Origin of the sequence: Vibrio nomapromontoriensis (genome assembly GCF_050337205.1) — a bacterium.
In the GTDB taxonomy this organism is placed as follows: Bacteria; Pseudomonadota; Gammaproteobacteria; order Enterobacterales; family Vibrionaceae; genus Vibrio; species Vibrio nomapromontoriensis.
In genome coordinates this window covers 20,777-35,871 of sequence record NZ_JAKJSS010000008.1, presented here as the reverse complement: position 1 = coordinate 35,871, position 15,095 = coordinate 20,777, and the positions used below count along the sequence as shown (strand labels likewise).

Here is a 15,095-nt window from a genome sequence, read left to right as displayed (position 1 = left end):
TCCCCCAAAAGGCATACATTTAAGGATATGGGGAAAGTTGTGGTATTGGCGTAACAAGGCTTGAAATGACGCCACAAGATAAAGCCACTCTGTCAGAGCTTAAGCTGAGGCTCAGTGAGATAAAACAAGAAATCGCCGAATTAGAAGCAAAGTACTCTGCAGGTTTCTAATACCCAAATAAAAGCCACCTACACATTAGGTGGCTTACCCATACTTTGCCCCGAGATCATGCCAAAGAGGTATTCAAGAATTTAATCAGAACAGCACTAACGTACCCACTCAGGTAGCACACCCAACCGTTGTTCTAATTGAGCTTGATACAAAGACTCTGGGAAAACTCGACTACCATCTGACTCTAACCAAGCTTGTGGCTGATCAGGCAACCATTTTTTGTAACTGGCCTCGCCTTTTTTAGTCGCATGCTTAGAATATTCTTGCATGGACGCAAAGGTAATCGGACTGCCATGATTACCAATCATATACGGCGCGATTAAGCGGCCATATTTGGATTTAGTTGACATCATTTCAAAGCCGGTTTGCGGCGCGCCGATGTGCTCAAAGTTCCAGTAGGTCAGCCCTGCTAAATGATTGGGTAAGTTACTAATAGCCGCTCCCCAGCGAGATGGTATCCAACCCCCCTTTAAATTATCAAACAAGTTAATACGCGGTTGCGCACCGTGTAAATCTGATGACGTCGATGCGAGATAACGGGTTCTCAAATGCACATTAGATGACGCTCTATGAGAAAAACCAGGCGCGTGCCAGGCATTAGACTCATCATTTACATCCATCGACAAGTTATTGAAAGACGCATTGAACTGCAGTGATAAATGACCCGGCGTTCCTGTAAGCAAAACATCTCTGACGGTAGAATAACCCGTTGCGCTTAATTGAACCCCTGCATTGAAGTCAGCGAGCGTGACCTGTTTCACCCAGCCATTCACCACGTTGTTTAACTCAAGTAGGCTCCAGGCGCTGTCGTGGATTGTGCCGTCTTTGCTTCTTGCGTGGTGTTTAAATTTTTCCTGCCAATTCCCTCTTAGGGTTAAATGTTCAATGCCCACGTTTTCAATGGGCTCGTACGCTTCAACCAACCACGTATCTTGGGGATCGATATCTATCTGTACAGGTGCTTTGAACACCAGCCCATCCCCTTCAACTTCGGTAATTTGGTGATATTCAACAATGTTTAAGCTACGGTTTATTGCCGTCCATGACGCCTCTAATTGATAGGGGTAAACCTGTTTCTCAATGATCTCTTTTCGAGAAATTTTACCACTTAGCCGTACCCAATCACCTGCCTCAAAGCCTTTGGTACTTGATAACGTTATCGATTTGCTTGCCCCACCAACTAGCGAAGCGATCACGCGACTGCTGTGCGTGCCTTTACTATTACCTTCAAACTTAATAATGCGCGGTGTGGTCCACATTTTACTACTATCAACAGGAAGTAACGGCTGGGACATATACAATTCTGTCGCCGTTTGTCCCATACCTCTTAGCACGATATTACTGCTTCTGATCTTAATAGTCTGACCATCTAACACGTCTAATTTTGACGCTGGATCAATGCTAGTCATGTCAGAGGCTTCGTTAATGCGATATCGGCCTGCTGAAAACTGTACGATCGCGCCCCGTTCAGCATCCTTTCCGACATACCGTTCGGCTTCAGAGACTGCCCTCTTAATCGCTTGCTTATCACTCTTACCGTCATTGGCGTTTGCGCCATAATCATCGACGAGGAAAATTCTGTACCCAGTTGTTTGGTCATATTTGATATCTTCAGCGGTAAACGAACTCGCCTCATGATTTACCAACATACTGGTGGGGATCGGTTTTTCGCCAAAATGATACCCTGCATAAGAAAAGTTATTCAATACCGGTTGATCGGTTTTGTTTTCTCCAGAATACAAATCACTATTGTGCTGACGCGTTGCCAAGTAATGTTGCCAATAGTCTGACACTAATACGTCATCCGCGATGGCAGTTGTAGACAAACATAACAGGCTAACGCTCAATAAGTTGGGTATGCTTTTTATCTGTTTTTTACTATCCATCATAACCCTAACCGATCGTCTTAAAGCGACTGACGTGCTGATTGATCGCATCTTGCGCGTTGGACAAATCGGCGGTGCCATCTCTTAAACGTTTTGCCATATCTGACGTATTGTGTGAAATATCCACAATTACTTTCATACTGTCGTTGAATGACTCGGCGGTTGAACGCTGCTCAACAACGGCTGATGAAAGGTTAATTGTTTGTCCTGTGACATTATTGACCCTTTCTAGTACCGCTTGAATTTGCTCTCCCACTGCCTCGACTTGCTCTTTTGACTCATTTGCATACCCCTGACTAGTTTGCATAACGGACACGGTCTCCGTTGCTTTGTCTTTCAAGGTCTGAATTATCTGTGCAATTTCGGTGGTGGATTCTTGGGTTCTCATGGCTAACAATCGAACTTCGTCTGCTACAACCGCAAATCCTCGCCCTTGCTCACCTGCTCTCGCCGCTTCAATGGCTGCGTTAAGTGCCAATAAGTTGGTTTGTTCTGAAATACTGTTGATCACCTCAAGAACCGAGCTGATGTTATGTGTTTCTTGCGCCAATGATTCGATACTTGCTGAAGCATGATTCACCGCCTCATAGAGCTGCCCTGTCACGCCTATTGTTTGCAACGTACTTTGATTACACGTTTCAAGTAATGACTGGCTCGAACTGGTGTCTTCTGCCACCTGCTCTACCGCAAGGCTTATTTCTGAAATCGTCGCAATCATTTGTGTCATGGCACAAGCCATTTGCTCGCATTCTATTGCCTGTTGCTTGGAACTGCTTTCGTTGCTATCAGCCATGGCGATGATGTTTGAAGACGTTGTATTCAGGACTTCAACTTGGTTTCTAACGTCACCAATCATACTGCGAAGTGCCGAAACCATACGATTAAGCGAATGGGACAATGTACTCAGTTCGTCTGAGCCGGTGACTTTGAGCTCATGAAATAACTCTCCACCCGCAATTTTTTCCACTAGGGTGTGAGTTTGTTTTAACGGCACGGTTAACGAGCGCCAAAGCACGAAGCACGTCAATATACCCACCACAAGCGCGATGATTGAAACCGTTGTACCAAGCAACATACTGGTGTTCTTATTTTGCTCCATCTGTATGGTCACTTCTTCAACAATCAGTTTTGCGTTGTCACGAACTTCGGCAGCAAAGACAAGCATCTGTTCACGAGATTCCACCGACTGCTTAATTAGCTGCAATAACGCATCAAACTTTTGAAGATATTGTACGGTTGTCACGTCACTTATCGCTTTTAGTTCAGCCGATGCTTCTGCCCTTTGTTCCATGTTGGAATCATCTAAAGTCAGGACCACTCTCTCTCGCATGTTACTCAGATGGGATACTTTTAAAGTTTGTTCTGCTGAAGAGATGGATTGCAACCACGCTTGTTCAATATCGATTAAATTTTGGTTGAGCTCATAAACGTTAAGAACGAGTTGGTTAAATTGGTTAAACTCTTGTCCATATTTGACATTCGCAGTTTCGAATTTTTCAACATAGTCACGATGCACGTCGTCGGATAGTAAATGCTTGCTGGCAATAAAATTATCAAGATTGAACTTATGCCAACGGTTGAAACGCTCGGCATAGATCGGGTCCCTTGTGCTCACGTAGCTGTTTTCTAATACTTGCAGTCCAAACACTTCGCGTGCTCCAACATTTGCAAGATTGAGCTGCGTGACGTTTTGATCATACTGCTGTCGACTGTATATACCTTCAATAAGCATGCTGATAATAAAAATAATGAGCAGACCAAAGCCAACGATAAGCCGCTGCGCAAACCCTAACCTAGCTAATGTGAACATGTTAACGTCCTAATAGTATGTAATTTAAAAAACAGCAAGGAGGCCTAAACCACCTTACTGTTTGAGTCGTGTTTCTGTTTGAAACGTGTCACTCTGTTGTTATTTCGTTTTCTGCAGAGTGACCTGTTGCGGTATACCGAAGTAACTTTCAAAGCTCAATCTAGTGGTATTACCGGAGTGTGATACCGTCACTTTATCGTTGGCGATTTTGGCATCCCAAAGACCTTCAATTTCAATACGAACCGCGGTAGGTTTCGCCTCGGTATATCGAGTCATATTAAGATCTGGTGTCACACCGCTGACAACCACTTCATCATCGTTGATCACTCTAGTCATAATGATCGCGGGTTGAGCGATACTTTTTACCAACTGCTTATCGAAGGAAGTTGATTCAAATGCGACATAGCCCGTCGTTTGTGTTTTAGCATCGTAGGTCACGTGCGCATTTCGGTCAGCTTGAATGACGCGGTAAGGTTTAACTTCACTCTGTAAGTCACTCGCTAACGCTTTCATTTTCTCTGGTGTCGCTTCAAGTACCAATAAATACTCGTAAGCATCGCTACTTGGGTTATTTCCATGGTCAATCCATGCACTCGCGAAATGCCCCTTAGTAACAGCGCGAGTCTTGTTGTGAGCAGATTCTTGTTGCTGACGACGCACCTCAACTAATGAATCACTGACCATCAGATAACCATTGCTCTGCCCATCAATTAGCCAATCTCCTTGGCCTAATTGTTGTTCAAAAGACGGAGCGTCAATTTTCACGCCATTGATCCAAATATCACTCGCTTGCTCGGTGATAGCGTGTTGGAACAACGTCGTTTCAACATGATAAGGGGATGAGCTCTTAGAAATATCAGTACCAAGCATGACAATACGGTCATCTGTAGCAAAAGTGGTTTTCCGGCTAGTAAAGCTGCTGTCGAACTTCGCCATAGATGGCGCATCAAACTTAAAGCCAAACATGCCATATTTGCCATCAATATGAGACGCGCCACTAAATGGTTGGTTACCACGTAACATTAACGTGTGTGAGTTCGGGCTATCTAACTCTTCCAATGGTAAATGAATCGTGGTTGCACCCGGATTACGGTTCCAATCCCACCCTTCTTCTACAAAACCAATGGCTTGCTGCTTTCCATATGGAACCACTTGTACCGCACCGTGGCTTTGGTAGCGGCCATATCGGTTATCTCGATAGTAGATTTCAGATGACCAAACATTACTGTTGTAACCCTTCATCGTCACCATTTTGTCGTGATAGCGATGGATACCAAATGCGCCACCATTAAATGCCCAAAAGCCCTGTGGCAACGTTGCGGCTTCTACTTTTTCACCAAACAATTCTGTAGAGTCTGCCGTTGATTGTTGAGTCATTTGCAAGTAGGCAGCGGCAAGTTGATGATCAACAGGTGCATCCGTTTCTGGGTTACCAGACATCGCAAGCCAACGATACGACTCACTCATATGGCGTAGTTCTGGTGGGTTGAATGGATGGCGACCCGATAGACCAATACCAACTTGAGGGTTACTGTATACCCAAGCAGACAACATGGCTTTTTTCAGTGCTGCACGCCCAGTGTTACTGACACTAAATGGTGTACCATCTAGAATGTAAACCAGTTGAGCGGCATTGGTAAATGCGGGGAACGAGTAACCAGGATAGTTACCTTCATGTCGCCACGCGGTACCATCGGGTCTTAACCCGTCATAACCACCCGGTGGGGTTTGAGAAAGTGCGATATTGATGTAATTGCCAAACTTCTTCAGCAACGCAACCTTTCTATCCTCATTAGGTTCTAATAGGATTAACGCCAAATGTTGTAACGACAGCGTGTTAAAGTAATCCAAATCAGAACTTTCCGGCCCTGCAATCATATCGAAGTTGGCTTTAAACTCTCTTGAATACCAAAGCAAAGCGTCAAAAATAGGTTGTTGCAGCTCTTGCTCTGCTAATACATCAGACATCAGCATAGCCGAAATGTACCACCAGCGAGAGCCGTAACCCCAGTGGTGGGTCGTGACAAGTGAACTACCATGGACGAAACCCTGATCCATCATATGAAGGGTCATGTTGACGTACATTTGTTCTAGCTCTTGCTTCTCTGTCTCAGAGTCTGCAAGCAGGCGATATCTGGCGACATTTAGCATTAGGCTCGCGTAGTCATCAATATCAACATACTCTTCAAACAGCTCCTTATCACTCGCCTTCATAAACTGCGGTTGATAAATAACTTTTTGCGGGCGTGTAATGATGTGTCGCCCTGTAATGTGGCCTTCATCGTCGATATTGATCGACAATTCTTGATACTTTTCTCTAATGTTATCGACAGAGCGAAGATCGGCATAGCCGCGCAAATTTCTTGCTTCAACAAATACTTGAGTCAACGAATCAGAGACTTCTTGCGCAGCAAGCAACTCTTCAGATGTCGCAGTCGGTATTTCTGCTGGTAGCCCGAAATCAATTTCTGGGATCACGATACGAGTTTTAACTTGATCATCTGACCATTGGTAACGTGCGTCATCCACCGACAACATAATACGGTCGATATAAAATGCGCCAGACTCAACACTTGACGGCGCTAAGAATCGGATACTATCCATATCACTTCTTGGTCCACCGAGAATCGCTTCACCACCCGCGCCTTCACCTTGTGCGCTATCGGTAATACTCACGCCTTCAACTTCGCGCCCTTGGATATCATTTTGTAATGACACACCAATTGTTCTCCAACCGGTGAAGTTCATGTTCACTTTAAAACCAGCATCGCCCGTCGCCTTTCCTCCAAGGCCTCGCCCTAGATCGACAACCATATAATCATCGACTGGAGTTTCGTTATATACCCAAAACGAAAGTACTTGAGTCGCTCGACGACCCCATGCTTGACCCGCTTCAGTGTCGGTAATCAATCGAATAGGTTCATTTACCAGCAATGTACTGCCAGATGTCCAATCCCATTTCAATGAATGCTCACCTAGAATATAGCGATCATCACTCAGTGTAATCGTTGATCCTTCACCTGCAGACACGCCTGCTGGGATTGACTGATCAAAAGAAATAATTTGTGACTCCATAACCGGAGCCAATTGTTGCGTTTGCTGAACGCGTTCTACAGGCGTGAATTGCGAACAACCTGCTGCACCAAATAGAAATGAAAGCGCAATCGATATTTGCGTCAATTTGGTAGAAAACATAAAGAATGAATCCTTATTTGAAAGGTGAAACCGCGGTATCGATGTGCTCTACTGACAAAAATAAAGCACACCATCGCGGTTTCAACCTATAGGCTAGAAACGATATAAGGCACTAAGTGCGACAGAGACATCTTTATAATCATCGACTTGGTAGTAATTCACACCACCAGTCATTGACCAAGCTTGGCTCATTTGTAGCTGAGCATTCAAGCGCGTTTCCAACATATCGCCACCAACCTGATTTCCAACAATGACAAAGCGTGAATTAGAATCATCGGCTACTAAGTTCGCGCTCTCGCGAACCCTTTCATCATTAAGGTCGGCGTAATACATCATGCTAAACGTCGGAGTTAATAGTCCAAGTTTCGTACTATAACTTTGATGTAAATTGACGCCAGCACCTAATTGGGAAATAGAGTACTGTTGACGGTCATATCTTAAACTCGCTGGCGAGCCAGTTTCTTGATAATCAGTATGTCGATACCATTGATATTTATAAGAGACCTTAGGTTCAATCATGAAATAATTCAGATCGAACATCGCACCCATTGTATATTGAATACCAAAGTTATAGGCATCGTAACTTGCCGTGGCATTCGTCTCGCCTTGGTATCCAGAAGACGCACCAATTACACGTTCGGTGCTATTCATATTTCGACCAAAGTTTACATTACCATCGATGAACATATAGTCATTATACCAACCTGCATACATCATGGTTTGGATACTTTCGACTTCTTTAGTATTCTGAGAGTTCTTTATATCAATATCAGACTTGGAATAAGCCATCGAAAAACCAAGCATATTGGTGTCATTAAATGCTCGATCAAAACCAATATTCAATCCGTAATTGTTCATTGAATATCCGTTGACGTTACCTTGACTTGCTTTGTCGCCAGCGCCACCAATGAAACTTACCCAGTTATTCCAACCGGTACTTGGATTGCCATAACTTGCCCCACTTCTAAGCAACCCTATTCGCTCATTAGCATTCGCTCTCAATTTATCGACCAATAGCAAGGTAGCCATGATCTCGCTTCCCTCAGCGTCAGGGGTAATTTCACCTGCAAGACGAGCTGCGGCCTCATCACTACTGCCCACTGATGCAAACAAGTCCAGTAGCTGCTGTGACACTTCAGATCCATTACCCTGATTGTCTAAAGCAAAATTAAGCATATAATCCGCGACAACTAATTCACTGCCTGAAGCGCCACCTCTAGCAGCTTGAGCAATAAAATCATTCACGTTATTAGCATTAGCGTTAACTAAAAATGGTGTATTGTGCGAAATAACTTGGTTTTGATTATACTCATCAAACCCTTGAGTAGGCGAAAGAACAGTATCCGCCATTACATTAAATGAAAGCGGCGATATCGCAAAGCATACTGCCAATGTAGTTTTATTAAAATTAAATTTAGAATTCATAATAAATCTCGAAATTAGGTAATGAAAATCAATTAAAAGCTAGCTCTTACGCCTAACTTTAAATATTTGACTCGAAGATCATCTTTTCCTAAATCGAAGTTCTCTTTATATTCGACATCTTCAATGTAATATTCTGCTGTTAAGCTAACTGAGTCAAAAATTGGGTAGCTCATTTGCAGCGCGTAACGAGATACTTTATTTAGCGCTAACGTTCCATCAAGCGCGGCACTTTCATACCAAGTATGTTGGTTTCCCCAACCAATCGCTTGTCGTACGTATGGCGAGAAAGTAAAGCCATTGTCCGCTCGATAGAAGTAATAAAGGCGAACTTGCTCACTACTTTTATCATCCGTTAATCCCCACGTTTCACCTTTATCGCTTCGAACACCATTGTTGTAATACGATGCAGTAATACGACTGTTTGGAGAGAACGAATAACGTATGCCTGGCTCTAGCTCCCATTGCAGGTAATCTGACTCTCTGGTAATTCCTTGGCTTGCGTTAGTATCCGACTGCCTTTCTATCCCGCCTTTCAAAACTCCCCATAACGACCAGCTATCAGCAATATCGTGGATATAGGTGACTCCTGCTTTATAATGGTCGACCTTCGTTCTACTGTTACTTTCAAACGAAGTCACATCTTGGCGGATATTGAGGTGCGGTTGAATCCACCCCTCTGCATAGCGGAAGCGATACGCCGCTTGTCCCTCTGTCCGCGTATAATTTTGGTTTGTTTCGTGCGTCCTATTTCTATAACCCAACGTGTAATACCAATTCGAACCATCGGGATTAATACTCATATCAAGCCTTGGCCCTGCGTAATTATAAGTCGTTCCGTAGTCGCCTGACTCCCATGACAATGTGGCATTCACTCGTGCAGCCTGCGCACTTAAGGGAATCATGCACAGCGCTAAACTTATACAACTAACTCGCACCGACGGTGAGAAGAATTTGGTTTTCATTGTGACCTTACCATCCTATGTTAACAATCTCACAAATTTTCACTTCGCCTAAAAAACAAAAGGCAACGAAAGTCAGAGAACTATCAATTAGTTGTCAGGTAACGTCAACACGTGACAACGAAAGAAATGCGCAAGATCACGGAACATATCGCAAGCACATGAAGCTCATCACACTTTCGAATTTCACCACTTTGACTTACAAACACTTTCACTTAGCCTTTCTGAAAATAAAATACGCCTTCAACGAAAAGTAATGAAGGGAAATATCTGATTACCAATAGGGAAGACTAATGAAACTGAGATATAGCGCGATAGCTTTAGCAGCCGCTGCTGCTCTGTCTGGATGTAATTCTGAGAGCAACGACGCAAGCGACAATAATGGCCAACCATGGATACCGCCTAGTGCATCTAACGTCGTATTAAAGGGAGATCCACTCGTCGGATCAACACTAACTGGGCAATATCAGTTTACTGATGCTAACCATACACCTCGCCCAGAAGGCGATAGCCTCTACGCTTGGATGCGTCAAAACGCTCAAACACCTTATGTCAATGACAGCGTCATCGGTAATGACCTGACTTTGCCATTACTACCAGAGCACGACCAGTCTCACGTTTACTTCTGTGTTACGCCAGTTGCTGACGGCACATCGAACACTGTTGGTGATCAGGCCTGTTCTGCGCCAGTGAAAATTGACGCGCCTGATAATGGCGACAAACCTGAAGCATCAAATGTCACGATTGACAACACCTCTCCGACGGTTGGCGATCCTCTCGAAGGCAGTTACGACTATTATGATGCGGACGGTGATTTAGAAGCAGACTCTGAATTTGAGTGGCAACAAGATGGAAACCCGATTAGTGGTGCGGACACCAAACAATTCAGTGTCACCAATGTGCAAGAAGGTAAAACACTGTCTTTCTGTGTTACGCCAGTTTCTGAAAATCCAGACAATACCCCACACTATCCGACGATTGGCGACAAAGTATGTTCTCCGGTTACCGATGCTGTTCTTCCACTATCCGGTGATGCGCCAATCGCTAACAATGTAGATATTACTGGTAATAATACCGTAGGTTCATCGCTAGTTGGTGAATATGATTATACCGATGCAGATGGTGACCTCGAGGGAAGCAGCCTACTAGCGTGGAAGCGCAACGATACACCAATTTCAGGCGCAACCTCTGCAAATTACACGATTGACTCTGCAGATAAGGGTCAAAGCTTAACGTTCTGTGTCACTCCTGAAGCATTAACCGGTCTTCCTACTACTGGTGCAGAAAGCTGCTCAGCACCAATGACTGATATTGGTGACCCAGTAGGTGATGTTCCAACAGTAACGCTGAAAACCATCACCAGTGATAACGATGTGAATCACACTATCCTAGGTGACGTATTAACCGCAGGTTACGACTATACGCCTTCTTCTTCCGGTAGTGCTGATAACTCAAGCGCCGTATGGAAAGCCGCAGGTACGGCCATCAACGATGTTTCATGTGCTACTGGCTCTGATTGTACGATCACCGTCAAACAAGAGTACATTGGCAAAGAGCTCAGCTACTGTGTGACTCCAAAAGCCAACGATAGTGTTGCAGGTACCGAACAATGCACCACAGGCATCAAAACATTTGGTATCAATTTCTCTGGTAAACTTGAATTTGGTCAAGATGTAACAGTTACGGCACAAGGCTACACAGTCAATGCCATTTCTTGGAAAATTGACACCTCAAACATCCAAGGCCCAGCAGGTGACCTAAGCCGTGTAGACGTTGCGACAAATACGACTGGTGCTACAACTGATACCTACACCATTGGCGGCGAAATCATCGCAAAAATCACGCCTGAATTTGAAGCTGGTCAAGGTAATAACAACGGTGTTGTAGATGACAATGATTGGCATCAAGCTATTACACTTGGCACCTTACCAGCAAGTGAAGCGAACTCAGCAGAATATATCGGTAAAGAGTTAGAAGTCTGTATCGACTCTGTAGAAAAAGGTGAACAGTGTTTTATCGCTTCAGAGCAAAGTGATATAACGGGTGGTGTCTACTACGACGAACTCGACGTAACCAAACGCGCGATTGAGCCGGCTCGTCAAGTCGTGTTGCGTCATTCAGGCAAAGCTGTGGCTTTCCACCGTCCTCTGTCTGCGGCTGAATCCATGCTTAAAGACCAAGTGGGATATGGCGTGAATCTACCTGACTACACAAGAACTCAAACAATTAATGGTATTCAATGGGCTGTATATTCAGCAGAAGTTGATGCAAACAAAGTCGCACTCAATGCCTGTTTAAACCTAAAAGACGATTCAGCTTGGTTCCTTCCAAGCAGCCGAGCAGATAGTTCTTACAAGGCCAACATTTATGTTGACCAAGGTAATGCTGCACCTGAATTTAACTACTTGATGCGATTAACAAAAATTGCCCAAAATACGGCAGAAGGTCTAGTTGGTCGAATAGAAAAAGATGGCACTGATTACCATGTTTCTCCAATTTACGGCTGGCCAATTAACGGCGAAGGCGGTACTGCAATGGCTTACTGGAGTGCATCGCAAACAAACTCTAACACTGATACACTCAATGCAGTTCAGTTCTACAAAGATGGTTCATCAGGTAACAACTCTATGTCTAACTGGCGCTATGTGTCTTGTGCACAAGTTGCTCAGTAACGAATATTCAATCGTTATTTGATAATATGACAAAGGGGCTTTTAGCCCCTTTATTCATATGCTGCTACTTCACTTCGTAAACCAAAATGTCACCGGGCTGACACTCCAAGACTTCACATATTTTTTCAAGCGTACTAAAACGAATTGCTTTCGCCTTACCATTTTTAAGAATCGACAAATTTTGCTCGCTCACCCCAACAAGTGCCGAGAGATCTTTCAAACGCATTTTTCGTTTTGCCATCATGACATCAAGATTAATCGTAATATTCATATCTAATCCTTAGATGGTGTATTGCTGTTCATCAGCGATAAGCTGCGCTTCTTTCATGACCCAAGCAACCACAAGGATTATAAAACCACAAAGAACGGATAAGGCGTCTAAACCAACAAATGAAATCGCGAGTATTCGCTCACCAGGAGGGTTATTAAAACTTAAAGTAACCGAAATGAGAGCACTGTAAATGACCCCGCCTAATACCCAATAAAAAAATGCAAACCCGATCTTTTTGAAACAGTTCGCCGTTCTGACAGTAAACACTTCTGATTGCTCGTAACTCTTAAATAGCGTGACTAATACGCCAAGTGCATAAACTAAAATCCCACATGGCAGCATACTGACTAAAAAAGCTAATAGTCGTGTGGTAAGCGTTAAGGGTTCTTGCGTGTATGAAGCAATATCGAAACTTAATTGCACAATCCCCATTGAATTGAGGAAGTCATTTTCAGTTTGAATCGATAGCCAATAGTACAAGTTCATAACAGGCAATGAGACCATTAAGAACTGAAGGATCAGACGAATTCTGTGGCTATATGTTTGTATTTTTAGCATGGTAAAGCTCCTCATGGTTGAGGAGCCACAATAACACACAAAATATGAACAGCAATAATTTTTTATCGATAAACGATAAAAAATTATCAAGTAGCAACATCCTCGTCACGCCGACAAATCACCGTACTGAAGAGCATGGGTCATAATCAATCGGCGCAACGTCAAAAAGGCCTATTATTGGCGAACAACCTCGTATAACGCAGGGGCGTTAACTACCCCTTTTGGTGCTACAATTCCGTTCTCACGAAAATACCTACGCATCTCGTTCGTCGCTTGTTCAAAACTGGTGTCAGATTCCCACACAGCGACATTAACAAATTCAAAAGTAGAACCTTGGGTAATAGACTGATGAAGATTAGTCGAAACATAACCTGGTTGATCTTTCAAAAAATCTCGTGCCGTTTCCCAGAATTTTAGGGCTTCTTCACTCTTACCCTCAGGTACAGTAAAGGGATTAATGAGCACTACTTGTGCATAGGTAGTGAATGGAAGTAATAATGTAGCGGTTAGTAAACCGAGTGATTTGCATTTCTTCATTATGAGCCCTCTTTGAGTTAGAGAAATGATATATGCAAAAAGTAGCACACCAAAGCTTTCATAACTCACTAAGTTGTAAGAAAGTTTTAATCCGAGGTTCGCTTGTGTACCCACGACAAAACGATGCCATCTTTCATAGGCTTATAACACAAGACATTGCTATGATTCGATTCAGATTATACGAACGGTCACGCTCCGCCCCCCAAAATTAGCCATATGAAAAAATCGCTTAGAAAAATCTCGTATGGACACCATATCAGCATGAGATTTGGGAACGTCGATGACTAACAGGAAAGGGTTGAAAAAATCAATGGGGATGTGAAAGACTATAAGTAACGAAAAATTTGATGTGTTTAATTACATCTAACCAATGAAAGGAGAAATGTCCCAAGCGCTTCTTGGGACATTTTTTAAAAACTTTATCGGCAACTAAGGCTATCTGAACCTTTTTATGGCGCTAGAGCCACAACATTGCCAATACGTTTTAATTTATCTTATTCCCAATCAAGGATAACCTTGCCAGAAAGCCCGCTACGCATAGCGTCAAAGCCTGCTTGGAAGTCATCAACCTTGAAGTGGTGAGTGATGATTGGTGTGAGATCTAGGCCAGATTGAATCAAACTTGCCATCTTGTACCACGTTTCAAACATTTCACGACCGTAGATGCCCTTAATTACCAAGCCTTTGAAAATAACTTGGTTCCAGTCTACCGCCATATCTGAAGGTGGAATACCTAGAAGGGAGATTTTACCGCCGTGGTTCATGTTAACCAACATGCTGTTAAATGCTGATGGGTTACCAGACATTTCAAGGCCCACATCAAAGCCTTCCGTCATGCCAAGTTCGCTCATGACATCTTCTAGCTTCTCTTCCAGTACGTTAACCGCGCGGGTCACGCCCATTTTTTTGGCAAGCTCTAGGCGGTACTCGTTAACATCAGTAATAACAACATGACGTGCACCAACGTGTTTCGCAACAGCTGCAGCCATGATACCAATTGGGCCAGCACCAGTAATCAGGACATCTTCACCCACAAGGTCGAAAGATAGTGCAGTGTGTACAGCATTACCAAACGGGTCAAAAATAGACGCGAGATCGTCAGAGATCTCCGCTGGGATTTTAAATGCGTTAAACGCCGGAATAACAAGGTATTCTGAAAATGCACCGGTACGGTTAACACCAACCCCCGTAGTATTACGGCAAAGGTGGGTACGACCACCGCGACAGTTACGACAGTGGCCACAAGTAATATGACCTTCACCAGAAACACGGTCACCAATCTCAAAGCCACGAACTTCCTGGCCAATACCAACAACTTCGCCCACGTACTCGTGCCCGACTACCATAGGAACAGGAATCGTGTTTTGAGACCATTCATCCCAATTGTAGATATGAACATCGGTACCACAAATAGCAGTTTTCTTGATGCGGATAAGAAGATCATTATGACCCATTTCAGGCTTTTCAACCTCGGTCATCCAAATGCCTTCTTCTGGCTTTAGTTTCGAGAGTGCTTTAATTTTCATGTTGTTACCTATAATTTTCACTTACGATATGACAAGCAAAAATACAATTCTAATGTTGAACGAGCGCGATAGTTGGCGCTCGTTC

10 protein-coding genes are annotated in these 15,095 nt (G+C 43.7%); 1 reads left to right on the top strand and 9 read right to left on the bottom strand.

The window, feature by feature from the left end:
* Nucleotides 1-266 precede the first annotated feature (266 nt).
* The 5 genes from L4D05_RS08005 to L4D05_RS07985 all read right to left on the bottom strand — a co-directional run bounded on the left by L4D05_RS08005 (nucleotide 267) and on the right by L4D05_RS07985 (nucleotide 9,449).
* On the bottom strand, nucleotides 267-2,060 hold the full coding sequence (locus L4D05_RS08005) for a DUF4955 domain-containing protein (protein ID WP_428793590.1): 1,794 nt from the start codon (nucleotides 2,058-2,060) through the stop codon (nucleotides 267-269).
* A 4-nt stretch (nucleotides 2,061-2,064) separates the two neighbouring features.
* The gene (locus L4D05_RS08000) at nucleotides 2,065-3,867 is read right to left on the bottom strand and encodes a methyl-accepting chemotaxis protein (RefSeq protein WP_428793589.1); all 1,803 of its coding nucleotides are present in this window, start codon (nucleotides 3,865-3,867) and stop codon (nucleotides 2,065-2,067) included.
* 99 nt (nucleotides 3,868-3,966) lie between these two features.
* Entirely contained in the window at nucleotides 3,967-7,062 is a 3,096-nt protein-coding gene (locus tag L4D05_RS07995; protein WP_428793588.1) for a chondroitinase family polysaccharide lyase, read from the bottom strand.
* 93 nt (nucleotides 7,063-7,155) lie between these two features.
* Nucleotides 7,156-8,487: an autotransporter outer membrane beta-barrel domain-containing protein gene (locus L4D05_RS07990; protein WP_428793587.1), complete on the bottom strand. Its 1,332-nt coding sequence runs from the start codon at nucleotides 8,485-8,487 to the stop codon at nucleotides 7,156-7,158.
* 32 nt (nucleotides 8,488-8,519) lie between these two features.
* On the bottom strand, nucleotides 8,520-9,449 hold the full coding sequence (locus L4D05_RS07985) for a transporter (RefSeq protein ID WP_428793586.1): 930 nt from the start codon (nucleotides 9,447-9,449) through the stop codon (nucleotides 8,520-8,522).
* Between the two features lie 290 nt (nucleotides 9,450-9,739).
* Between L4D05_RS07985 and L4D05_RS07980 the strand changes: the two genes are divergently transcribed.
* Nucleotides 9,740-12,118, top strand: coding sequence for a hypothetical protein (locus L4D05_RS07980; RefSeq protein WP_428793585.1), 2,379 nt, complete (start codon nucleotides 9,740-9,742; stop codon nucleotides 12,116-12,118).
* A 64-nt stretch (nucleotides 12,119-12,182) separates the two neighbouring features.
* On the opposite strand, the gene L4D05_RS07975 is transcribed toward L4D05_RS07980, so the two are convergent.
* The 4 genes from L4D05_RS07975 to tdh all read right to left on the bottom strand — a co-directional run bounded on the left by L4D05_RS07975 (nucleotide 12,183) and on the right by tdh (nucleotide 15,010).
* Nucleotides 12,183-12,389, bottom strand: coding sequence for a helix-turn-helix domain-containing protein (locus L4D05_RS07975; protein ID WP_428754230.1), 207 nt, complete (start codon nucleotides 12,387-12,389; stop codon nucleotides 12,183-12,185).
* A 9-nt stretch (nucleotides 12,390-12,398) separates the two neighbouring features.
* Nucleotides 12,399-12,947, bottom strand: coding sequence for a DUF2975 domain-containing protein (locus L4D05_RS07970; RefSeq protein WP_428793584.1), 549 nt, complete (start codon nucleotides 12,945-12,947; stop codon nucleotides 12,399-12,401).
* Nucleotides 12,948-13,121: 174 nt separating this feature from the next.
* The gene (locus L4D05_RS07965; RefSeq protein WP_428754227.1) at nucleotides 13,122-13,484 is read right to left on the bottom strand and encodes an antibiotic biosynthesis monooxygenase family protein; all 363 of its coding nucleotides are present in this window, start codon (nucleotides 13,482-13,484) and stop codon (nucleotides 13,122-13,124) included.
* Nucleotides 13,485-13,978: 494 nt separating this feature from the next.
* Entirely contained in the window at nucleotides 13,979-15,010 is a 1,032-nt protein-coding gene (gene tdh / locus L4D05_RS07960; RefSeq protein ID WP_428754226.1) for an L-threonine 3-dehydrogenase, read from the bottom strand.
* Nucleotides 15,011-15,095 lie beyond the last annotated feature (85 nt).